Raw genomic sequence first — 23,152 nt, 5'->3', positions numbered from 1 at the left:
CTAGATGAAGTTGGCCAAGGTCTTCTACCCTGGAGTGGTGCGGCGCGCATCGTTTCGTCAGCTGAACTGCTCGGTGGCCCAGACCCTCGAGGTAGTGGGCGACTGGTGGTCGTTGCTGATCGTGCGCGACGTGTTTTTCGGGGTGACCCGGTTCGACGACATCCAGCGCCGGCTGGGCATCGCCCGAAACACCCTCACCGACCGGCTCGACTGGTTGTGCCAACACGGTGTGCTGGCCCGTGTGCCCTACGGCGAATCGGGCAGCCGGTTCGAATATCGGCTCACCGAAAAAGGGCGCGACCTGCAGCCGGTGCTGATGGCGATGGTGGCGTGGGGCGACAAGTGGGGCGCGACCGCAGATGGTCCGCCGCTGGTGCCGACCGACCCGAGCGGCGACCCCGTGGAATTGCGGATGGTCAACGCCAAAACCGGGCGCCGCGTCCAGCCCGAAAAGGTGCGGATGCTGCCGACGCCCGCGGCGACCGACCCGAACACGGTGCCGCCGAACCGCGAGATCTACAGGCCGGCTTCGCGCCGGTAGTCCTCCAGCCGCTCGGCGACCTCACGCGGCCGGCTCAGCGCGACCAAATGTCCGCCCGGCATCGTGTCGATGTCCAATCCCAACCGCTCCCGCACCACGCGGCGCTGAAACTCCACCGGGAACATGCGGTCGTCGGTGGCCTGCAGGAACCGCGTTGGCACCGACGGCCAACCCGACAAGGGCCACGGTTCATCGAACGGGGTGTCCGACTGGCGGGGCTCTGGCGCGCTGAACACAACGCTTTTGACGTCGGCGGGCACGTCATGGAAGAAGTCCTCGATGAAGTCGAACTTGGTGCGGTTCAAGCCGATTCGCGTCATATACTCGGCCGACGCCCGTTGTTGGCCGGTGTTGTGCCACCACTGCCCTCCGGATTCGCCGGGAGCCGGCACCATCGCGTTAAGCAGCACGATCAAGTCGGTGCGCCGTCGATCGGCAACCAGGGGCGCGGTGAACCCGCCCATCGACTGTGCGACCAGGATCAGCGGTCCGGTCACGTCGGCGGCCGCCTCGCAGACGCGGTCGCGGTAGGCCGCCAGACCAGCGGAATCGTCGTCGGCCGGCAGGTCCACCGGGATCACGTCGCAGCCGGCCGCACGCAGATGCGGCACGACCCATTGCCAGTAGTCCGCGTTGCCCCCGGCGCCGGGTATCAGGACGTAGCTTGCCTCCGACACCTGTTCGGATCCCCCGTCGCTTCGCGCCTGCCCGCCGGTCACTCGGGCCGCGTCGCGCGCTGCGCCCTGATCTTCGCGAACCGATCGGACAGCCGGCGCATCCGCACCATTAGCGACGCCGACGGGCTGACCTCGCCATGGAGATATCCCGCCAAATCTTGGCTTGACACGCCGATGCGTGAGGCGAATTCGTGATCCCCGAGCCCGGACCGGTCAAGCAGCGCCCGCACGTGGTGTGCCACCTCGGCCCGTTCGTTGGCCTCCAGGTGGGATCGGCTGCGGGCCAGCACCTCGGTCAGCGCCTTCGTGATCCCGTCCGACGACGCGCTCTCCATGACTTCCTCGACCTGACGCGCGGTTCGTCCGTACGGGTCGCGTTTGAGCGCGACGACGATGCGTTGCCAGACCGCCAGATCGCCGCTTTCCACCGCGGCGCGAATCGCAGCCGTCGGCCAAAACTCCACCGGCTTGTTGTCATAGGCCAACCAGCCCTGACGGCGCGCAGGCGGGGTCCGCGGGGGCACGCCCGTCATGCGGGTGTCGCCGCGCCGGTCCGCAGCCAACGTCACCTCGCCCCCTCCAGCATCGCCACGGCCACCGACAGGCACCGCCGCTTGACCTCTGACCAGTCGATATCCGGGTCGAGCGCCGTGGACGGATCGTCGTCATCGTCCTGCGGCCGCGGGTCGGCCAAGCGGCGGACGAGTTGCGTGGCCACCCATTGCTTCCTGGGCTGTTGACCACAGTAATACTTGTCCATGCCGGCCAGCACCACCGCGGCCGTCTGGGTGTCCATCGCATCAACCATTTCGGCAAATTCGGCGTAGTCGCGGCTGCTGTTGCGGCACATCAGCAGGTAGCCCTTCATCCGCAGCGTTTCCGCACCGGTCGGAATCTGCAACCGGTCGCCGGTCGGCAACTGAACGTTGGTGGTCTCCACCGGGCTGTGCCGCTCGACGACACCCGCCACGTTGCGCGCGTCCGTTTGCAGTGCGTCGAGCGCCACCGACAATCGGCCCCGCCACAGCGTGATCGGGTGCACGGGGCGGCCCGCCCACGGCAGCTGCTTGCGACCGCTGCCGTTGCGCAGCGTGCGCCCGTGGCCGTTGCCGTACCCGTTGCCGTACCCGTAGCCGTTGCCGTTGGCGGCGGCGCGCGGCCGCGCGCCGTTGACCGGTGCAGCGTCGGGCTCTGCAATCGGGCCGCAACCGCTGAACGCGAGCGGGTCGGCGACGGTAATCGCATCCGGCGCAAGGTTTTTGAACTTGGCGGCGGACTTCACCACCATCCGCACATCCGAGCCGGGGGCCACCAGGCTGGAGATGTCGTCGGGAATGATGACCAGATCACCGATATCGGCCTTGGGCAGCGGCTTCTCGAAGTCCACCGATGGCAGCAGCCAATCCAGCCACCGCGGCAGCCACCAGTTCCATTGGTCGAACATCGCCATCAACGCGGGCACCAGCACCAGCCGCACCACCGTGGCGTCCACCGCGATCGCGACCGCGCACGCGACGCCGAGCTCGGCCACCAGCGGCATTCCCGCGAATGCGAAACCGATGTAGACCGCGATCATGATCAGCGCGGCGCTGGTGATTGTGCGCGCGCTGGTGGACACGCCCCAGGCCACCGCGTCGCGGGTGTTGTTGGTTTGCAGGAACCGTTCCCGGATACGGGTCAGCAGGAAGATCTCGTAGTCCATCGACAGGCCGAATGTGACGGCCAGCACCATCGGCGGGATGCTGCTGTCGAGTGACGAGATTGGTTGGAAGCCAAGGTCTTTCAGCCAACCCCACTGGAAGACCGCGACCACGCTGCCGTACGCCGCCGCCACCGACAGCATGGTCATCAACACGCCCTTGAAGGCGAGAAACACCGAGCGGATAGAGATCAGCAGCATCACGAACGCGATGACCGAGACGAACACCAGCACCGTGATCTGCGTGGCGGCCACCCGGTCGTCGAAGTCCTTGATCAACGCGGTCGGGCCGCCGACGTCGATCAGCGCCGGATCCGCGCCCGGGGCGCGGGGCAGATGATCGCGCATCCAGTCGATGGTGTGGCGCGCCGCCATGTCCTCCGGATCCACCGAAAGAATCGCCGAAACCAATGCGCTGTCGTTGTTGTCGGCAAACACCGGCGGCTGCACTGCCACGATGTTGGGCGCGCGCTGCATCTCCTGCTGGATCGCCGCCAGCGCCTGCGCATGCACCGGGCTGGACGCAATCCCGTCCGGGAACGTCACCAGCACCCGGACCGGCCCCAGCGCGCCGGGACCGAGCGCCTCGGCCGCCGCGTTCACGCCGCCGCGGATCTCATGGGTCGGCGGGAACTGCCGCTGCATGCTGTTGGACAGCGACATCGCAAACGCCGGCGCGGCCAGCGCCAGCAGCAGCACCGACGCGCCCAGCGCCGCGATCCATGGCCGGTGCATCACCTGCGTCACCCATCTCGACCAGAACCGCGACTGGGTGGCTTCCGGACTGCGGGACCAGTGCAGCAATACTGACCGCCGGGCGGCCGCGCGACCGAACGTCGCCAGCACCGCCGGAGTCAACGTGGTCGACGTCAGCACCGCGACCGCGACGGCCAGGATCGCCCCGGTGGCCATCGACGTCAGCACCGGCGTGTTGATCAGGTAGATGCCGGTCACCGACGCGATCACCGTCAGTCCCGACAACACCACCGCCAAACCCGAGGTGGCCATCGCGGCATCGGCGGCCTGCTTGTCGTCGCGACCCGCCCGCAGTTCCTCCCGGAACCGCATCAATATGAATAGTGAGTAATCGACCGCCAGCGCGATGCCGAACATCGAGACCGTCGATGTGACGAACACCGACATTGTCGAGAACATCGCGAGCAGATAGACCAGTGCCATCGTCACGACGACGGTGCAGATGCCGAAGATCAACGGCATCGACGCCGCGGCCAGCGAGCCGAACACCGCGAGCAAGACGATCAGGATGATCGGTAGGTTCCACTTCTCGGCCTCGGCGATGTCGTGCTTGGTGGCGGTCTGTGCGGCCGCACCGAGCGCGCCCTGGCCGATGACGTACAGCCGGACCTTGCCGTCGGCGGTCTGGCCGGGCTGGTCGCCGTTGATGCCGATGTTTTGGCGCAGGTGCTTGGCGACGTCCACCGCGCCGGTGTTGTTGAAGTCAAGCTTGAGTGCGACCACATAGGGTCGATCGGGCTGCGGCGGCGGCTGCTGGGGGTTCGGCACGACGCTGACGCTGGGCACTTCCTTGGCCTTGTTTTCCAGCAGCGCGACGGCCGTGCTCATGTCCTCGTACGTGGCGTCGGCTCGTGGGGCGGCGACCAGCGCCAGCGGCGATGCGCCCTGATCGGTGTAGTGGTCCTGGATCTGGTACTGCACATTGAGCGACTGGGATCCGGCGACCTCGAAACCACCGCCGGTGAGGTGGTTCGACCCGTTTAGTGTGAGCAGGGCGGCGGGTATCAGAACGAGCAGCCATGCCGTGAAAACTGCCCAGCGGTATCTCCGCAGGGTGCTGCTCAGCCGCATCATGAACTGCTGAATAGCAACTCCCCACTTTCTCCCCGGCGATGCGTGGTCGTGAGCTTATACCAGCATGCGGCACGGTTGCACGCGTTGACCAGCGCCGTTGATGTGTGGCCGAAGTGATTGCATTGTGTGATCAGTTCGTTGGATTCGCCACCCCACGGCAACTAGTGGCACCATAGGCAGCGGCCATTTTCCCAATGGGACCGATCTGCCGCTCATCACACCGTTTGCGTGCGTGGCGGCAGCGAAGCGACCGGACACAGTTCGGTGGCCGACCGCGAACCGTTAGGAGTACCGGATGACGATGCCCCGCTCGATGTCGCGTGCCGCGTTGCGCCGAAGCCTGTACTGGGTTCTCGGAACCGGCATGCTCGGCGGGGTGGCCGCGGTGGTGTTGACCCTGCCGTCGGCGACCGCCGCATCGGATCCCTGCGCGGCGAGCGAGATCGCGCGCACTATCGGATCGGTGTCGACGAGTACGGGCGGTTATTTGGATGCCCATCCGGCTACCAACGCCGCGCTCACCGGCGCGTCGCAGCAGCAGCCGGCGCAGGCGCTGGCGACGTTGAAGAGCTACTTCGATGCCAACCCCCAGGCCGGCAAGGATTTGGGGTCGCTGCAGCAGCCGCTGCAGAACCTGGCCGGCCAGTGCAAGCTTCCGATCTCGATTCCGCAAGCGCTGCAGTTGATCCAAGGCGGCCAGCTGCCCGGCGGCTTGACGCTGCCGGGTGGCACGACGCCCGGTGGCACCACGGCGGGCGGCACCACGCCGTCGCAGCTGGGCGCCACCACTCCGGGCGCGGGCACTGCCCCGACCGGACCGCCGCCGGGCCCGGCGACCACGTCGAACACCGTCACAGCCGCGACCGGCGGCACCCGTTAGGCTTTTCCTCACGGGAAGGAGCGAAATCGATGTTGTTATCCGGCCGTATCGCGCGTCGCGCGGTAGCAGGTGCGATCGGTGCCGGCGCAATCGCCGGTGCGACGCTGTTCGGTGCCGCCACGGCCGCGGCCGATCCACCCAACTGCACGGCGGCCGACCTGGCGGGGGTTTCCTCCGGTGTCTCGGCGGAGACGTCGGCCTACCTGTTGTCGCACCCCGACGTCAACGCGTTCTTCACCGGGCTCAAGGGGCAGCCGAAGACCGCGATCCGCAACGACGTCCAGACTTACCTGGACCAGAACCCTCAGGTTAAGGCGGACCTTCAAGGAATTCGGCAGCCGCTGGTCGACCTGAAGAATCGTTGCGGCGGCCCTCAAGCCGCGCCAGCCGCCCCCCAATAATGAGTTAGTGCGGGACGGGCAGGGTTTGCCTGTGCAGGAAGGCTCAGGCCCGATGGTGCTGATGGTCGACGACGATCCCGATGTCCGGACCTCGGTCGCAAGGGGCCTGCGGCACTGGGGTTTTGACGTTCGGGTCGCGGCGACCGGTAAGGAAGCGCTGCGGCTGCTGTCCAGCGAAACCCATGACGCGCTGGTGCTGGACGTGCAGATGCCCGAACTCGACGGCGTCGCCGTGGTAACGGCGCTTCGCGCGCTGGGCAACGAAATCCCGATCTGCGTGTTGTCGGCGCGCGACACGGTCAACGACCGGATCGCCGGTCTCGAGGCCGGGGCCGACGACTATCTGACCAAGCCGTTCGATCTCGGCGAGCTCGTCGCGCGGCTGCACGCGCTGCTGCGCCGCTCATCGCATTCGGACGAGCATTCCGACGCGATGACGGTCGGCCCGCTGACCATCGACACCGCGCGCCGGCTGGTGTTCGTCGCCGGCGAGCGGGTCGAGCTCACCAAGCGCGAGTTCGACCTGTTGGCGGTGCTGGCCGAGAACGCCGGCGTGGTGTTGTCCCGGCAGCGTCTGCTCGAGCTGGTGTGGGGCTACGACTTCGACGTCGACACCAACGTTGCCGACGTGTTCATCAGCTACCTGCGGCGAAAGCTCGAACGCGAAGGAGTGCCGCGGGTCATCCACACCGTTCGCGGGATCGGGTACGTGCTCCGGGCCGAGCCGTGAGGCGAGGACCGCATCGACACCGAGCCGAGCCGTGAAACGCTGGCTGCGCCGATCCGCGTCGCTGCGCACCCGGGTGGCGATCGCGGCCGCGCTGGCCGCCGCCGCCGTCGTCGCGCTGTTCGCGCTCGTCACCTCGGTGCTGCTGGTCAATAACGACGCCGCCCAGCTTGATCGACGGCTCGACTCGATCATCGACACCAGCATCAACACCGACCAGACACCCGGCCCGTCGCGCGCCATCCTGACCACAATCCGCTCGCGCAGCACCGGCCAGGTCGTGTATCAGCGCGGTCTGCAGCTGCCGCCGCTGCCGGTGGGCACGTCGACGGCCGTCGTCAACGGGGTGACCTACCGGGTGCGCACCGTCGAGGTGCAAAAGATGCAAAGGGAAGGCGACGTGCTGGTGTCGATCGGGATCCGGATCGACAGCATCCTGCTGGACCGCGCGCGGATTCCGCTGTACCTGTTGATCGGCGGCGGCGCGGTGCTGGTCGCCGCCGGGCTCGGGTGGCTGTTCGCCGGTCCCGCGGTGCGTCCGCTGCGGCGGCTGACCGAACAGACCCGCAAGCTCGGCCAGGGCAACGACGAGCTGCCGGCGGTGCGCGGGGTGCGTGAGGCCGAGGACCTGCACGACGCGATGGCGGGCATGCTGCAGCGGCTGGCCGCCGCGCAGGCGACGACGACGAACTCGCTGCAGGCCGCGCAGGACTTCGCCGCCAATGCCGCGCACGAGTTGCGCACGCCGCTCACCGCGATGCGCGCGGACCTGGACACGCTGCGGATCCACAACCTGCCCGCCGAGGAACGCGAGGAGGTGGTGGCCGACCTGTCGCGCGCACAGCGACGCGTCGAGACCATCATCACCGCGCTCGGCCAGCTGGCGTCGGGGCAGCTGGCGCAGGCCGAGGACCGCGAGGCTGTCGACGTCGCCGACCTTCTGGAGCGGGTCGCGCGGGAGCACATGCGCCAGTCGACCGGGGTGCGGATCGACGTCAAGGCCGACGACGCCGGCACGATCTGGGGCTGGCCGGGCGGGTTGCGGCTGGCCGTCGACAACCTCGTGCGTAACGCGATCACCCACGGTGGGGCGACGCGGGTGGTGCTCGCCGCGTATCGCGTCGAGGACCGGATGGAGATCGTCGTCGACGACAACGGCCGCGGGCTGCCCGCCGAGGAACACCAAAATGTATTGGGGCGCTTCGCCCGTGGCAGCACCGCCGCGGCCGGCGGGTCCGGTCTGGGGCTGGCGCTGGTGGCCCAGCAGGCGGCGCTGCACGAGGGCAGCATCCGGCTGTCCGACGGCCCGCTCGGCGGCCTGCGCGCGACGCTGACGGTTTCGACGCGCATGCCGTAGCGGCCGTCAGAGCCGGCGGAGCGAACGGCCCAGGACCAACGCGACGACCCGCCAGCCCACCAGCAGAACCGCGGTGACCACCGACGCGACGATCACGAAGCTCGCAACCACGCCCTGTGAGCTGGCCTTGCGCAGCAACATGCCGACCACGACCGTGCACATCCACACCGCGAGCCCGGTCGGCGCCAGTGACATCGGTCGTCGCCATCCGCGGGACACCAGCCAGCCGACCGCCGCACCGGCCAGAAACGGCCACGCCGTCTCGGCGATGCCGGCGGCCGTCAATCCCTCGTCGTGGCTGCGCCGCCCGACCGCACAGAACACCAGCACACACCCGGCGTCGACCACCAGCGCCAGCCCGGCCCGCGTGCCCGTCACGAATCTTCGCACTCGGGTTTGGGCTCGGCGTCGATGCCGCCGCGTTCGGCGGCGTCCGGGTCGATCTGGCTCTCGGTGCGGAACAGGAAGAAGAACAACACCCAGCCGATCGCGGCGATGAACAGCCAGCTGATCAGCCGGTAGATCAACATCGCCGAGATCGCTTCGGGCAACGTCATGCCGCTTGTGACCAGGCCGGGCACCAGCACCGCCTCCACTACCAGCAGGCCGCCGGGCATCAGCGGGATCGAGCCGACCGCGCGCGCGGCGGCGTAGGCCACGGTCAGGCCGGCCAGCGACGGATGGCCACCCGCGGCCCAGGCCGCGAACAGCAGGCATGCCACGTCGGCGATCCAGTTGAACAGCGACCAGCTGAATGCGATCGCGAGTTCCCGACGACTCAGGCTCACCGACTCCAGCTGCTCGAGCGTCTGGCGCCACTTGTCCAACGCCGTGTCGGGGGGCTTGCCGCGAAGCGAGTTGAACCACGACAAGACGCGTGCCCCGATGCCGTCGATCAGCTCGGGCCGGGATGCGACGGCCTGGCCCAGCAGGATCAATGCGACGAACCCGCCCAGGGTGAAGATCAACGAGAACGGGTTGTTCTTGGCGCCCAGCAGGAAAGCGCCGCCCAATCCGAGCAACGCCAGACCCACCACTTGCAACGCCCCGGCCATCACCAGCTGCCACGACGCGACGACCGGTGACGCACCCCAGATGCGCTGCTGCCGGTAGACGAACGTCGCCGACAACACCGGGCCGCCGGGCAGCGTGGTGCTCAACGCGTTGCCGGCGTAAAACGCTGTCTCCGAACGCCATTGCTTGACCTTGACCCCGGCCGAACGCAGCAGCGTGCGCTGAATCTGGGCGAAGCTGTGCATCGACACCAGCGCGGCGCCGACCGCGGCGAGCACCCACCACCATTTTGCGGAAATCACGCTGTGCAATGCCCGGGCAAGTTGGTCCCATACCAGCGCCAGTTCGATGGCCAGCACCACGGCAGCGACGCCGAGAAGCACCCACCGCAGCCACCAATACTTGCCTCGGGACTGCCCCTCGCCGCGCGTGGCGTCGCTGGCCGGGGCGTCTTGGGTCACGTGGTTCAGGGTAGCCGCGCAGGTGCCGGCCTTATTGCCCGGCGCACGGGCGGGTCGAAGGGTTTTGCGCTGTCGAACTTTCCAACGCGTTTCGGCAACTGGCGCGGCGGTTACGCTTACGCGCATGCCAGCCCCCGAGGACAACGCAGTTCCGCGCGTTATTCGCGAGGCCACCGCATGGACGTGGCGGTTGCTGATTCTGTTCGCCGCGGTGGTCACCGTGTTGTCGGTGATCAAGCGCCTCGAGGTGATCTTCGTGCCGGTGGCTCTGGCGTTGATTCTGGCCGCGTTGCTGTTGCCCGGGGTCGACTGGTTGGACTTACACCGTGTGCCTCGCGGCTGGGCGGTGTTGCTGCTGCTGTTTGTCGGCTTCGCGGTGATCGGCGGAATCCTCACCTTTGTGGTCAGCCAGTTCATCGACGGGCTCCCGGCGCTGGTTGACCAAGTCAGCAGCAGCATCAATACGACGCGCGACTGGTTGACTCACGGACCGGCTCATCTGACCAAGGACCAGATTGACCAGGCGTCCAAGTCGGCGGTAGACGCGCTGCGCAACAACCAGAACCGCATCACCAGCGGCGCGCTGTCGACCACCAAGGCGATCACCGAGATCCTCACCGGCGCATTCGTCGTGCTGTTCACCTTGATCTTCTTCCTCTACGGCGGCCGCAACATCTATCGCTTTGTGACGCAGATCTTCCCGATCTCGGTGCGCGAGAAGGTGCGCGAAGCGGGCCGGGCCGGTTTCGGCGCGCTGATCGGCTACGTGCGGGCGACGTTCCTGGTGGCTCTGGTCGACGCGACCGGCATCGGCACCGGTCTGGCAATCATGAACGTGCCGCTGGCGCTTCCGCTCGCCTCGCTGGTGTTCCTCGGTGCGTTCATCCCGTTGGTCGGCGCGGTGGTATCGGGCTTTTTGGCGGTGATCGTCGCGCTGATCGCCAAGGGCTGGATCTACGCGCTGATCACCTTGGGTGTGGTGATTGGTGTGCAACAGCTGGAGGCCCACGTGCTGCAGCCGTTGGTCATGGGACGCGCGGTGTCGATCCACCCGCTCGCGGTGATCCTCGGCATCTCGACCGGTGGCGTGCTGGCGGGGATAGTCGGCGCGCTGTTGGCCGTGCCGACCATCGCGTTCGCGGACCGCGCGGTGCGGGTCCTGCTCGAGCGCGGCGAGGAGGTCGGCGAACCCGGCGAAGCACCCGATGAGGGCGAGCCGGTCGCGATCACCGCCGAGGCCGACAGGCTCGAACCCGGATAGCCGCCCCCGCCGGCTCTATCCCCGTCAGAACCGGCCCTCGCGGCGCAGCAGATCTTGCGCGCTGACGCCTCCACCGCGGCGCTGCTGCTCCTTGTCCTCGGGCGCAGCCTTCATCTTCTCGGTCTCCGGCTCGTTCGGCCGCGGTGCCCGCATCGCCGTCGTCGTGTCGTCGGCGGGCGACTTCGGTTTGCCGCCGGCGTTGTTCGCGCGGCCACGATCAGGGCCGCCTCGCTCCTGGGCGCCTCGCTGCTGTGCGCCTCGCTGCTGGCCGCCGCGATGCACCGGAATCGCCGTGGTCTTCTCGGCCGACGGTCGCACCGGTGGGGGTGGGGGCTGCTGTGCAGCCCCACCCGCAGCCGCACCCGGCTGGCCACCGCGCAGCTCGCCAAGCCACGATTCGATCTCGCGCTCCTCTCGCTGCGCCGGCGGCGCGGGCCGGGCGGTGCGCTGCACGTTGTTCACGACGTTGCGGGCCGCGTTCCTGGCCGCCGTCGACAACCGCGTGGTCGGGGGTTCGGCGGCTCGAGGCGGTTGCGCGGTCGGCAGTTTCGTCGTGCCCGCCACCGACGGGGCGTCTTGCGGCGGCCGGGACCGCTGGCTCGGACCCGGCCGCGTCGCGACTCGCCGGGTCGCGCCCTCGACGCCCGGATGCGTCGGGTCGTGGGGTCGGCGCGGCGGCGGAGTCGGTCCGCCGGCCCGGACCAGCGCTTCCTCGGAGTCTCGGACGGCGGGCCGCTTGCGCTCGTCGGGCAGCTCGATCTCGCCGAGCCCGATGCGGTTCTGCAGCCGCCGCATCCACCGCGGCGCCCACCAGCAGTCGTCGCCGAGCAACTTCATCACCGACGGCACCAGGAACATCCGCACCACGGTCGCGTCCAGCAACAGCGCCGCGACCAGCCCGAATGCCAGGTACTTCATCATCACCAGGTCGGAGAACACGAACGCCGCACCGACGACGATCAGGATCGCGGCCGCTGCGGTGATGATGCGACCCGTCTGCGCGGTACCGATCCGGATGGCCTCGGCGGTGGACATGCCGCGCTCACGCGCCTCCACCATGCGGGACACCAGGAACACCTCGTAGTCGGTGGACAACCCGTAGATCAACGCGATGATCAAGCCGATCACCGGAGCGGTCAGCGGCGTCGGCGTGAAATTCAGCAAATGCGAGAGATGGCCGTCGACGAATATCCACGTCAGGATGCCCAGCGTCGAGCCCATCGTGAGCGCGCTCATCAGTGCCGCCTTGATCGGCAGCACCACCGACCCGAACGCCAGGAACATCAGGATCGTCGTCGTGGTCATCAGGATCACCAGCATCTGCGGCATCTTGGCGAAGATGCTGTGGATCGAGTCCTGTTCCAGCGCCGGTGTGCCGCCGACCCACAGCGTCGCGCCCTTGGGCGGTTGGATCGATCGCAGGTCGGCGATCTTCACCGCCGCGTCGTTGTAATTCACCAGCCCGTTCTGCAGCACGGTGACCTTGGGGTCCTTGGTGCCCTCATCGGTGGCCGACCGCGTCTGCCAGGTCGCGTTCGTGAACCCGCTGATCTGGGACGCCTTGCTGGCGATCTCCTCGACCTGCTGGGGGCTGGCGTTCTGGACCACCAGCGTCAGCTGCTGGGTGCGGAAGCCCGGGAACGTCTTGTCGAAATCCTCCTGGGCCATGCGCACCGGGTTGTCCGGCGGCAGGTACTTCTCGCTGATGCCGCCGAGCGCGAGCTTCCCCAGCGGAATGATCAGCAGGATCAAGATGATGATGATCGGCGCGGCGAAGGCCACCGGCCGCTTCATCACGACGTTGACGAGCTTGCCCCAGAAGCCGTGTTCGATCTCTTCGCGAGTCTTGGTCTTCTGCAGACGATCGGCGAACCAGTTGATGATGGCCCGGGTCAACGGGATGTTGCGCAGAATCGGCACCTTGAGCAGGTCGCGCACACCGAGTGCGTCGACGTGTCGGCCCAGCACCGCCAGGCATGCCGGCAGCACGGTGACCGAAAGGACCGCCGACAGCAGCACCGACGCGATGACCGCATAGGTCAGCGACCTCAGGAAGCCCTGCGGGAACAGCAACAGGCCTGCCGACGCCGCGACGATGATCACCGCGGAGAACACCACCGTGCGCCCCGACGTCATCACGGTGCGGCGCACCGCGGTCTCGGTGTCGTAGCCGTCGGCGATCTCTTCGCGGAATCTGCTGACCATGAACAGCCCGTAGTCGATGGCAATGCCGAGGCCGATCATCGTGACGACGGGCTGGGCGAAATAGTGCACCGGCCCGAAGATCGCCATCAGGCGCATGATGCCCAGCGCCCCGGCAATCGCAAGACCGCCGACCATTACCGGCAAGCCGGCCGCGATCACGCCACCGAACACCAGGAACAACACCACCGCCACCAACGGCAGTGCGAGCACCTCCATGCGGCGCTGGTCGTCGGCGATCGTTCCGGTCAGTTCACTGGCCACCGGCTGCAGGCCCGCCAGCTCGACGTTGCCGCCGTTGAGCTTTCTCAGATCGGGTTCAATTGTCTTGTAGTTGTTCAGAATTTCGTCGTCGTTGTTGCCCTTCAGCGCCATGCTGATGAACGTGCGCTTCATGTCCTCGGTGTGCATTTTCGACACCGTGGGATCGGTGGTGTTCATCGCGCGCAGCCATCCCGCCCAGCCGAGGACCTGCTCGGGGTGGTCGCTTTGGAACTTGTTGAGCTCGTCGATGACTTTCTTCGACCATTGCGGGTCGTCGACGGTCTTGCCGTTCGGCGCGGTGAAGATCGCGATGATGTGGCCGGTGCGGTCGCGGCCGAGCACCTGGTCGGCCAGCACCGACGCCTTCGCCGATTGGCTACCGTCGTCGTAGAACCCGCTTTGGGTGACATGCTTGCCCAGGCTCAGCCCGAAAACGCCGCCGCCCAGGCACAACGCCACCATCACCCCGATCACGATGAACCGGTAGCGGTACACAGTTCGACCCCACCAGGCGAACACTCAAGCTCCTCACTGAATCTCTGCGCGGACTCGCGCGTCAGTAATTCTGTTGTCTAAGGCGAGAGGTCAGCAGCGAGGACAGCGGCCTGAATGGTTGCAGCCAGGCCCCTTGCTCTGGTAGCGAATCTAGGCCCACTCGCGGTAGCGGTTCCCGAAAAACGCCAGGAATATCCTCTAGGTCGACAAACTCCAACGTATCCGACGCTAACGCCCAGCTCGCATGTTCGCGAAATCCAAGCACTTGAACCGCGACCCCGGAGCGCGCGATGTCCTCTAGCGGCTGCCGGAACGCCTGTCCGTCCGCCGATGCGACGAGCACGGCCGCCAGGCCCTCGCTGCGCCGGAGCGCGATGTGGGCCAGCATGTCGCTGTCGACGTCACTGTCCTCGTCGACCTTCGGTTTTGCGAAGACCGCGAAGCCAACATTACGCAATGCCTCCACCCAGGGTCTAACCACCTCGGCGGTACCCGGGGCGATGTTGGTGAAGACGGTGGCCTCCGGCTCGAGCGACACCTCGGGCCGGCCCGCGCCCAACTCGGTGGTACGCGCCAGCAGCCACCGGCCCAGCGCGTCGAATCGTGGCCGGTGGGCCGCCGTCGGCCGGCCGCCGAGGATCGACCCCAGACCCATGTCGAGGTTGGGCGCGTCCCACACCAGCAACACCCGATGGGTGCCCGCCTCGATCTCGACCGGTGGTGCGGTGATGTCGGGAATTTGTTCGGTAACGCTCATGTAATGCTCATCCCTGCCGCTTCTCCCAGAGCAGTTCGGCCACGGTGCTGCCGGCGTCCCTGGCCTTGGTCTCGTACTTCGTGGTCGGACGTCGCACCGAAATCGGCAGGTCCGGGCGCGCAGTATCGATTCGGCGCAGCCGCGGTTCGGCGTCGCCCGCCTCGGCGATCCGCTCGGCGTACCCGGCGTGGTCGGTGGCCGCATGCAGGATGCCGCCGGGCTGCAATCGGTCGGCGATCAGTGCGACGGTGCCGGGCTGTAGCAGCCGGCGCTTGTGGTGGCGCGACTTCGGCCAAGGGTCGGGGAAGAACACCCGCACCCCGACCAGCGAGTCCGGCCCGAACATGTGCTCGAGCACGTCGAGCCCGTCGCCGCGGATCAGCCGGACGTTGGGGATGTTCTCGCGGTCGATGGCGCTGAGCAGTTGGGCGAGGCCGCGGCGGTACACCTCCACCGCGACCACGTCGAGGTGCGGTTCCCGCTGGGCCATCGCCGCGGTGGACGTGCCGGCACCGCTGCCGATCTCCAGCACGACCGGGGCCGCCCGGCCGAACCAGCGCTGCGTGTCCAGCCGGCGGGCCGGTCCGTGCGGTGTGCGGGCCTCGGTGCCCAGCCGCGGCCACAGCCGTTCCCAGCTGCGTTGCTGGGCGGCGGTGAGGGTGGAGCGACGGGTCCGAAAGCTCGTCACCCGGGGATGCAGATGGGAAGAGTTGCCCCCGGCACAACCCTCCCGCTGCATGTGCATTCGTCCATGGTGGCCCATGAACACCCAGCCACCAGCAAGGTGGTGCAGATTGATACGCAACAGTTGTCTATTACTGGTAAGGGGTGTGCGGCGGATCGGTCGCGCACCGACACCGGAGGTGCGATATTTGCGGGAACGGGCGACGCGGAGGACAAACGTGAATGGACCCGTAATCGGATGTGGGTACCGCACTTTCGTTGCGGAACGGGCCGACATCCCCGGGGTCGCGCGGGCGGCGCCGTGACGGACACCACAGCCGATTCGGTCACCGAGGCAGACCGGCTGGTCAAGGGCATCGCGCCCGCAGTGGGCTCCACGCCGGGCGTAGAGACCCGCGACGTTGTGCTGGTCATCGGGCCCTGGCTGGCGGGCACCACCAGCCTGATCACCGCACTGCGCGAACGGCTGCCCGACGTCACCTTCGTCGAGACCGGCGATCTCGCCGTCACCGAAGCCCCGAAGGCGGTGGTATTCGTCGCGCCGGCGCTGGGGGCGGTGACCGAATCGGACTGTGCATTACTCGATCTCGCCACGCCCAATACCGACCTCGTCATCGGCGTGGTGTCGAAGATCGACGCGCACCACGGCTGGCGCGACGTGCTCGCCGCCGACCGCGAGGCGCTGCGCGCGCACGCGCACCGTTACCGCGACGTGCCGTGGGTCGGGGTCGCCGCGGCGCCGGACGTCGGTGAGCCCGACGTCGACGAGCTGGTCGAGCTGCTGGAGAAATGCCTGGCCGACGCCGGGCTGGCACGCCGAAATCGCCTGCGCGCGTGGGAAAATCGATTAGCGACCGTGGTGCGCCGGTGTGAGGAGGAGGCCGCGGGCGTGGGTCGCGAAGCCCGGGTCGCCGAACTGCGCGGGGAACGCAGCGGCGCAGTGCAGCGGCGTCGGCTGGCCGAGTCGGAGCGCACCATCGCGTTGCGCAGCCAGATCCAGCAGGCCCGCGTTCAGCTGGCGCAGTTCGCGCGTAATCGCTGCACCTCGGTGCGCGACGAGCTCCAGGAAGACGCCGCAGGCATGACACGCAGGCGGCTGCCGGCGTTCGAGGAATACGTGCACAAGCGTCTCGGGGACGTCGTCGACGAGGTCAACACCGGAATCACCACCCATCTCAGCGACATGGCGACCGAGCTCGGCCTGACCGCGCCCGCCGACGCCCCGCCGCCGCCGTCGCCGCAGATACCGTCGCGGCCGCTGACGTCCCCGAAGCTGCAACCCCGGCTGATGGCGCTCGGCGCGGGCGTGGGGGTCGGCTTGGCGCTGGCCTTGAGCCGGCTGTTCGCGAACCTCGCGCCGGGCTTCACGATTGCCGGGCTGGTGGCCGGCGGCGTGATCGGTTTGGCCGTCGCGATGTGGGTGGTCGGTATCCGCGGCCTGCGGCGCGACCGCGCGGCGCTGCACCGCTGGGTAGCCGACGTGACCGTCGAGCAGCGTGCGCGCCTCGAGCAGCTGGTCGCCGCGCGGGTGTCGGCCGTCGAGCCGACCCTGACCACCGAGCAGGCGGAGGCCGACGAGGCCGCGGCGGCCAGGCTCGCCGAGCGCCTGGTCGCGATCGATGCCGAATTGCGTGAGCACGGCCTGGCCGCCGCCGGCGCCGCGGCCCGGCGCGACCGAGACCTGCCGGGCCTGCAGTCGGCGCTGGAAGCGGTGCGCGATGAGCTCGACGGCGAGCCCGATTTGCCGGACCCTGCTGAAGGGGCGTTTGTCCAGCCTGCGAGCGGGGAAATCAACGATTCTGGGTAACTGAATCGGTCTTGTGAGTAATTCGGCGTCCGCTCGATCACCGGCCATATGTAACGCGCGATAACCTCTAGGTGAGCAGCGACGACGCAGGGCACCACGCAAGGGGAGTATTTGAGATGACCGCAGCCACCATTCCCGGGTTGGACAGCGCACCGACGAAACACGAGGGCCTGCTGAAGTGGGTTGCCGACGTCGCCGAGCTCACCCAACCGGATCGGGTGGTGTTCACTGACGGCTCCGAGGAAGAGTGCGTGCGGCTGACCGAGCAGCTGATGCAGGCCGGTACCTTCATCAAGCTGAACGAGGAAAAGAAGCACGACTCCTACGTCGCCAACTCCGACCCGTCGGACGTCGCACGCGTCGAGTCCAGGACGTTCATCTGCACCGAGCGGGAGATCGACGCCGGACCGACGAACAACTGGGTGGACCCGGCCGAGATGCGGGGCATCATGACCGACCTGTACCGGGGCTGCATGCGGGGCCGGACGATGTATGTGGTGCCGTTCTGCATGGGTCCGCTGGGGGACGAAGACCCGAAGCTCGGCGTCGAGATCACCGATTCGGAGTACGTCGTGGTGTCGATGCGGACGATGACCCGGATGGGCACGGCGGCGCTGGACAAGATGGGCGACGACGGATTCTTCGTCAAGTGCCTGCATTCGGTCGGCGCGCCGCTCGAGCCGGGTCAGCAGGACGTGCCCTGGCCGTGCAACGACACCAAGTACATCACCCACTTCCCGGAGACCCGCGAAATCTGGAGCTACGGCTCGGGCTACGGCGGCAATGCTCTGCTGGGCAAGAAGTGCTACTCGCTGCGGATCGCGTCGGCGATGGCCCACGACGAGGGCTGGCTGGCCGAGCACATGCTGATCCTCAAGCTGATCTCGCCGGAGAACAAGAACTACTACATCGCCGCCGCGTTCCCGTCGGCCTGCGGCAAGACCAACCTGGCAATGATCCAACCGACCGTTCCCGGCTGGCGCGCGGAGACGCTCGGCGACGACATCGCCTGGATGCGGTTCGGCAAGGACGGGCGGCTGTATGCGGTCAACCCGGAAGCCGGCTTCTTCGGCGTCGCCCCTGGCACCAACTGGAAGTCCAACCCGAACGCGATGAAGACCATCCAGGCCGGCAACACGGTCTTCACCAACGTCGCGCTGACCGACGACGGCGATGTGTGGTGGGAGGGCCTGGAGGGTGACCCCCAGCACCTGATCGACTGGAAGGGCCGCGACTGGACGCCGGATTCGGAGGAGACGGCGGCGCACCCGAATTCGCGCTACTGCACCCCGATGGCGCAGTGCCCGACGCTGGCCCCGGAGTGGGACGACCCGCAGGGCGTGCCGATCTCGGCGATCCTGTTCGGTGCCCGCCGCAGGACGACGGTGCCGCTGGTGACGCAGGCCACCGATTGGCAGCACGGCGTGTTCATCGGTGCCACGATGGGCAGCGAGCAGACCGCGGCCGCCGAGGGCAAGGTCGGCACCGTGCGCCGCGACCCGATGGCGATGCTGCCCTTCCTCGGCTACAACGTCGGTGACTACTTCCAGCACTGGATCGACCTGGGCAAGAACTCCGACGAGTCCAAGCTGCCGAAGATCTTTTTCGTCAACTGGTTCCGCCGCGGCGACGACGGCCGCTTCCTGTGGCCGGGGTTCGGCGAGAACAGCCGGGTGCTGAAGTGGGTCATCGAGCGGGTGGAGGGCAAGGCCAACGGCGACTCCACCCCGATCGGTGTCGTGCCGACCGCCGAGGATCTCGACCTCACGGGCCTGGATGTCGACCCGGGCGACGTGAACGAAGCACTGCGGGTGAACCCCGACGAGTGGCGTGCGGAGCTGCCCCAGATCGAGGAGTGGTTCGAGTTCGTCGGCGAGAAGCTGCCCACCGGCATCAAGGACGAGTTCGACGCGCTCAAGCACCGCCTCGACGCCGAATAACCCACTTGACACCCGTCAAGTTCCGCTGACGTACAGTCAGCGGCATGCAGATCCGCGAGCACGTCGACTCCACCCGGCCCGCCATAATCCTGCATCCGTCCGGGACGCAGCTGAGCTACTCGGAGCTCGAGGCGCGGGCCAACCGCCTCGCCCATCAGTTCCGCCGGGCGGGGCTGCGCGAGGGCGACACGGTCGCGGTCCTGATGGAAAACAACGAGCATCTGCACGCCGTGATGTGGGCGGCGCGGCGTGCCGGCCTGTACTACGCAGTGACCAACACCCACCTCACCCCGGCCGAGGTGGGTTACATCGTCGACGACAGCGGCGCCAAAGCGATCATCGGCTCCCGCGCGACGCGCAAAGTCTGCGAGGACCTGGCCGAGCATCTGCCGAACGGGTTGCCGCAGCTGCGGATGATCGCCGACGATGACGGTGCCGATTTGGCCGACGGCTGGCAGCGTTACCCCGATTGTGTGTCGGATCTGCCGGACACTCCCATCGCCGACGAATTCGAGGGCGATCTCCTCCAGTATTCGTCGGGAACCACCGGTCGGCCCAAGGGCATTCGCCGCGCACTTACCCACCTGCCGCCATCGGAAACGCCGAACGGGCTTGCCCCGCTGCTGATGGCGCTCGGAATGACACCCGACGCCGTCTATCTCAGCCCGGCTCCGCTGTATCACACCGCGCCATGCCTGTGGACGATGTCCGCGCTAGCGATGGGTGCGACGGTGGTCGTGATGGAGAAGTTCGACGCCGAGCGGGCCCTGGAGGCCATCCAGCACCACCGCGTCACGCACGGCCAGTTCGTCCCGGCGATGTTCGTGCGCATGCTGAAACTTCCTGAGTCCGTGCGCACTTCATTTGACGTTTCCAGCCTGAAGCGGGTCGTGCACGCGGCGGCGCCATGCCCGGTGCAGATAAAAAAGCAGATGATCGACTGGTGGGGACCCGTGGTCGACGAGTACTACTCGTCCTCGGAGGGTGCCGGCATCACCTACATCACCGCCGAGGACTGGCTGCAGCACCCCGGCTCGGTGGGCAAGCCGCTGCTGGGAGTTCCGCACATCCTCGACGAAACCGGCCGCAACGTGCCGCCGGGCCAACCGGGCCAGATCTATTTCGACATGGGCGACGTCAGCTGGGAGTACCTCAACGACGCGGAAAAGACCGCGGCCTCAAGGGAAAAGCACGGCTGGGTGACGGTCGGCGACATCGGCCATCTCGACGAACACGGCTATCTGTACCTGACCGACCGGCGCCATCACATGATCATCTCGGGCGGAGTGAACATCTATCCGCAGGAGGCCGAGAACATGCTGGTGACTCATCCGAAGGTCCTCGACGCCGCGGTGTTCGGCATTCCAGACGACGAGATGGGCCAGTCGGCCAAGGGCGTGGTGCAGACCGTCGACCCCGCCGACGCCACCGAGGAGTTCGCCGACGAATTGCTGCTCTGGTTGCGAGAACGCCTGGCGCGGTATAAGTGTCCGCGGTCGATCTCGTTCGAGGCGCAGCTGCCCCGCACCGATACTGGAAAGCTCTACAAGCAGGAACTGGTGCAGAAATACTCGATGCGATGAACGGCGGCCCGCATTTCGACGACCTGAAGGTCGGCCAGGTCTTCGACACCGCCCCGGCGATGACGTTGACGCCCGGGGTGGCCGCCGCCCACCAGGCCATCCTCGGCGATCGGCTGCGCCTGCCACTGGACGCGCATCTGTCGTATGCGGTCACCGGCGCGACCGCGCCGCTGGCCCACCCCGGCCTGGTCTGTGATGTCGCAATCGGGCAGTCCACGCTGGTGACCCAGCGCGTCAAGGCCAACTTGTTCTATCGCGGCCTGGTGTTCTACCGGTACCCGGTGATCGGCGACACGCTGTTCACCCGTACCGAAGTAGTCGGACTGCGGCAGAACCGGCCCAAACCCGACCGTCCGCCGACCGGAATGGCGGCGCTGCGGATGACGACGATCGACCAACTCGGTCGCCTCGTTCTGGACTTCTACCGCTGCGCGATGTTGCCGTTGAGCCCCGGCGCCGACCCCGGTCGCCCGGGCCCCTCCGACGACCTGTCGACTGTCGGCGCCGGTGCGCCGCCGACGCCGTCGGTCACCGGTGATTGGAACGGCACCGCGTTCCGCGAGCGGGTGCCCGGTCCGCATTTCGACGCGGGACTGGCCGGTGCGGTGCTGCACAGCGGCGCCGATGTGGTGTCCAGCGCGCCCGAACTCGCCCGGCTGACGCTGAATATCGCCGCCATACATCATGCGGCTGGTAGTCAGCGGCTGGTATACGGTGGCCACACCATCGGCGTGGCGTTGGCGCAAGCCTGCCGCCTGCTACCGAACCTGGCCACCGTCCTGCGGTGGGAATCGTGCGACCACACCGGGCCGGTGCACGAGGGCGACACGCTGCAATCCGAGCTTCGTGTCGAGGCCGCCGAGCCGCTGCCCGACGGCGGCGGCATCTTGCGGCTGCGCTCGCTGGTCGGCGCGGTCGGTTCCGATGTCGACCGTCCGGTACTGGACTGGCGGTTCTCCGCGCTGCAGTTCTGAGCGCGTTTCCGCCGACGGCGAACGGCGGCATACCGGCAAGCGCCGAGGTGCTAACTGGGTTATGCCCTCAGACCACCGTGACGATGAGGCGATGGATGCGTACTCGCGGGTGGTGACCGCGGTCGCCCGGATGGTGCTGCCCAGCGTGGCCAGCCTCGCGGTGCGCACCCGCCGCGGCGACGGCGGCGGCAGCGCCAGCGTGATCACGCCCGACGGCTACCTGCTGACCAGCGCGCACGTCGTCGCAGGCGCCAATGCTGCGGAAGCGACGTTCACCGACGGAACCACGGTGACCGCCGACGTCACGGGCCGTGACGTGCTGTCGGACCTGGCCGTGCTCAAGGCGCGTGGGGCCGTGCCCGCGCCCGTCACGATGGGGCGCGCCGAGGACCTGCACGTCGGCCAGCTGGTCGTCGCGGTCGGGAACCCGCTCGGCCTGGCGGGCAGCGTCACCGCCGGCATCGTTTCCGGCCTGGGCCGCTCGCTGCCGACCCGAAACGGCCGCGTGGTCGACGAGGTGATCCAGACCGACGCCGCGCTGAACCCGGGCAACAGCGGCGGAGTGCTGGCCGACGGCCGCGGCCGGATGGTCGGGGTCAGCACCGCCGTCGCCGGCGTCGGCCTCGGGCTGGCGGTGCCGATCAACGAGTCGACGCACAAGATCATCGCGGCGTTGATGCACACCGGCCGCGTGCGCCGCGCGTGGCTGGGCATTGCCGGCGCCCACATGCCGGTGCCGCCCGCGGTGGCCGCCAAGATCGGCACGACGCACGGATTGCAGATCGCCAGCGTGGTTTCCGGCAGCCCCGCCGCGGAGGCGGGCCTGCGTCGCGGCGACATCGTGGTCAGCGTCGACGGCCACAGCGTGGTCACTGCCACCGCGATCCAGAAGCTCATGGTCGAGGACGCGATCGCGCGCCGCATCGAGATGACGGTGTGGCGCAACGGCGCGCTCGTCGACGTGTTCGTGATTCCGCGCGAGCTCGCCGACCGCTGACGGATTCCGTTCGGCCTCAGACCGTTCCAGGCATAAGTAACAAACCAGGTGTCGTCGAGTAAGAACAAGTAAGGGGCGCGTCAGGTGTGGCCCGATTGTGTGTTCAGTCAGCGGCGGTAGCCGATCGGCATCGCCGTGCTCTCGCGCGCACAACCGGCGGCTAACCGGGTGCACCTGGGCGGACGAGCCGCCACCCCGGTGATGAGAGGAGTCGACAACGATGAGTGCAGCACGGTGGGCTTGTCCTGGTCGGGGAGTAGTCGTTGTGCTGGCTTCGGGAGCGGTGATCTCGATGTCTGCTCTTACCGGAGGAATGACACCGGCCTTCGCCGATCCCGGAAGTCAGCCGGCGCCACCCACACCGGTGATTCCTCCCAGAGATGCGCCGGCCCCTCCCAGAGATGCGCCGGCCCCTCCGAGAGATAGAGCAGCAGAGGCTCCGCGATCGGTGCGGGTTCCCGATGTTGCATCGCCGCCGTCGCACGCCGCCCCGGCACCGGTGGCCCCGGCCGCCCCACCGGCGATCGAGCCGCCGCCGCAAAAGCAGCACGCGATAGCGCCCGCCCCTGCGCCGGCGCCCGCCCCTGCGCCGGCCCCCGCA

19 protein-coding genes are annotated in these 23,152 nt (G+C 67.9%); 11 read left to right on the top strand and 8 right to left on the bottom strand.

All coding sequences use genetic code 11. The features are described from left to right. Positions 1-4 precede the first annotated feature (4 nt). Positions 5-541, top strand: coding sequence for a winged helix-turn-helix transcriptional regulator (locus VE759_RS14890; protein ID WP_414687918.1), 537 nt, complete (start codon positions 5-7; stop codon positions 539-541). Here VE759_RS14890 and VE759_RS14885 read toward each other — a convergent pair. Genes VE759_RS14885 through VE759_RS14875 form a run of 3 tightly spaced genes read right to left on the bottom strand, consistent with a single transcriptional unit; the run spans position 517 to position 4,747 of the window. Further along, positions 517-1,260 carry an alpha/beta hydrolase gene (locus VE759_RS14885; RefSeq protein WP_324933744.1) on the bottom strand — a complete coding sequence of 248 codons (744 nt, stop codon included), beginning with the start codon at positions 1,258-1,260 and terminating at the stop codon, positions 517-519. The two genes, VE759_RS14890 and VE759_RS14885, sit on opposite strands and share 25 nt — an antisense overlap. Then, on the bottom strand, positions 1,257-1,787 hold the full coding sequence (locus VE759_RS14880) for an XRE family transcriptional regulator (protein WP_414687917.1): 531 nt from the start codon (positions 1,785-1,787) through the stop codon (positions 1,257-1,259). The genes VE759_RS14885 and VE759_RS14880 overlap by 4 nt, the downstream gene beginning before the upstream one ends. After that, entirely contained in the window at positions 1,784-4,747 is a 2,964-nt protein-coding gene (locus VE759_RS14875) for an MMPL family transporter (RefSeq protein ID WP_324933742.1), read from the bottom strand. The genes VE759_RS14880 and VE759_RS14875 overlap by 4 nt, the downstream gene beginning before the upstream one ends. 295 nt (positions 4,748-5,042) lie before the next feature. Here VE759_RS14875 and VE759_RS14870 point away from each other — a divergent pair, with 295 nt between their 5' ends. The 4 genes from VE759_RS14870 to VE759_RS14855 are packed head-to-tail and all read left to right on the top strand — an operon-like array spanning position 5,043 to position 8,112. Beyond that, positions 5,043-5,627 (top strand): hemophore, encoded by a 585-nt coding sequence (locus VE759_RS14870; protein ID WP_324933740.1) that lies wholly within the window; start codon positions 5,043-5,045, stop codon positions 5,625-5,627. Between the two features lie 29 nt (positions 5,628-5,656). Further along, positions 5,657-6,028 (top strand): heme-binding protein, encoded by a 372-nt coding sequence (locus VE759_RS14865; RefSeq protein WP_324933738.1) that lies wholly within the window; start codon positions 5,657-5,659, stop codon positions 6,026-6,028. Between the two features lie 52 nt (positions 6,029-6,080). Further along, positions 6,081-6,758 carry a response regulator transcription factor gene (locus VE759_RS14860; RefSeq protein ID WP_324933810.1) on the top strand — a complete coding sequence of 226 codons (678 nt, stop codon included), beginning with the start codon at positions 6,081-6,083 and terminating at the stop codon, positions 6,756-6,758. Between the two features lie 31 nt (positions 6,759-6,789). Further along, positions 6,790-8,112, top strand: a complete 1,323-nt coding sequence (locus VE759_RS14855) for a HAMP domain-containing sensor histidine kinase (RefSeq protein ID WP_324933736.1) — start codon at positions 6,790-6,792, stop codon at positions 8,110-8,112. 6 nt (positions 8,113-8,118) lie between these two features. On the opposite strand, the gene VE759_RS14850 is transcribed toward VE759_RS14855, so the two are convergent. Next, a complete protein-coding gene (locus VE759_RS14850) occupies positions 8,119-8,490 on the bottom strand; it encodes a DUF3054 domain-containing protein (protein WP_324933734.1) in 372 nt (123 codons plus the stop codon). Beyond that, on the bottom strand, positions 8,487-9,587 hold the full coding sequence (locus VE759_RS14845; RefSeq protein WP_324933732.1) for a YbhN family protein: 1,101 nt from the start codon (positions 9,585-9,587) through the stop codon (positions 8,487-8,489). The genes VE759_RS14850 and VE759_RS14845 overlap by 4 nt, the downstream gene beginning before the upstream one ends. 124 nt (positions 9,588-9,711) lie before the next feature. Between VE759_RS14845 and VE759_RS14840 the strand changes: the two genes are divergently transcribed. Beyond that, positions 9,712-10,848, top strand: a complete 1,137-nt coding sequence (locus tag VE759_RS14840) for an AI-2E family transporter (protein WP_324933730.1) — start codon at positions 9,712-9,714, stop codon at positions 10,846-10,848. A gap of 24 nt (positions 10,849-10,872) precedes the next feature. Here the strand turns inward: VE759_RS14840 and VE759_RS14835 are convergent, their stop codons facing one another. Genes VE759_RS14835 through trmB form a run of 3 tightly spaced genes read right to left on the bottom strand, consistent with a single transcriptional unit; the run spans position 10,873 to position 15,329 of the window. After that, entirely contained in the window at positions 10,873-13,833 is a 2,961-nt protein-coding gene (locus tag VE759_RS14835; protein WP_324933728.1) for an MMPL family transporter, read from the bottom strand. Positions 13,834-13,870: 37 nt separating this feature from the next. After that, the gene (locus VE759_RS14830; protein ID WP_324933726.1) at positions 13,871-14,566 is read right to left on the bottom strand and encodes an NYN domain-containing protein; all 696 of its coding nucleotides are present in this window, start codon (positions 14,564-14,566) and stop codon (positions 13,871-13,873) included. A 7-nt stretch (positions 14,567-14,573) separates the two neighbouring features. Continuing rightward, positions 14,574-15,329: a tRNA (guanosine(46)-N7)-methyltransferase TrmB gene (gene trmB / locus VE759_RS14825; protein ID WP_414687924.1), complete on the bottom strand. Its 756-nt coding sequence runs from the start codon at positions 15,327-15,329 to the stop codon at positions 14,574-14,576. Positions 15,330-15,551: 222 nt separating this feature from the next. Here trmB and VE759_RS14820 point away from each other — a divergent pair, with 222 nt between their 5' ends. The 5 genes from VE759_RS14820 to VE759_RS14800 all read left to right on the top strand — a co-directional run bounded on the left by VE759_RS14820 (position 15,552) and on the right by VE759_RS14800 (position 22,551). Continuing rightward, entirely contained in the window at positions 15,552-17,057 is a 1,506-nt protein-coding gene (locus tag VE759_RS14820; protein ID WP_324933722.1) for a hypothetical protein, read from the top strand. A gap of 116 nt (positions 17,058-17,173) precedes the next feature. Beyond that, positions 17,174-18,997, top strand: a complete 1,824-nt coding sequence (locus VE759_RS14815; RefSeq protein ID WP_324933720.1) for a phosphoenolpyruvate carboxykinase (GTP) — start codon at positions 17,174-17,176, stop codon at positions 18,995-18,997. Between the two features lie 44 nt (positions 18,998-19,041). After that, on the top strand, positions 19,042-20,580 hold the full coding sequence (gene fadD4 / locus VE759_RS14810; RefSeq protein WP_324933718.1) for a fatty-acid--CoA ligase FadD4: 1,539 nt from the start codon (positions 19,042-19,044) through the stop codon (positions 20,578-20,580). Next, on the top strand, positions 20,577-21,554 hold the full coding sequence (locus tag VE759_RS14805; RefSeq protein ID WP_324933716.1) for a MaoC family dehydratase: 978 nt from the start codon (positions 20,577-20,579) through the stop codon (positions 21,552-21,554). Before fadD4 ends, VE759_RS14805 begins: the two co-directional genes overlap by 4 nt. Positions 21,555-21,615: 61 nt before the next feature. Then, the gene (locus VE759_RS14800; RefSeq protein WP_324933714.1) at positions 21,616-22,551 is read left to right on the top strand and encodes a S1C family serine protease; all 936 of its coding nucleotides are present in this window, start codon (positions 21,616-21,618) and stop codon (positions 22,549-22,551) included. Positions 22,552-23,152: the final 601 nt, after the last annotated feature.

The sequence above is a fragment of the Mycobacterium sp. genome (genome assembly GCF_035640695.1).
Taxonomy (GTDB): Bacteria; Actinomycetota; Actinomycetes; order Mycobacteriales; family Mycobacteriaceae; genus Mycobacterium.
The sequence above is the reverse complement of the archived record's forward strand: the minus strand, read 5'-3'. Positions and strand labels throughout refer to the sequence as shown.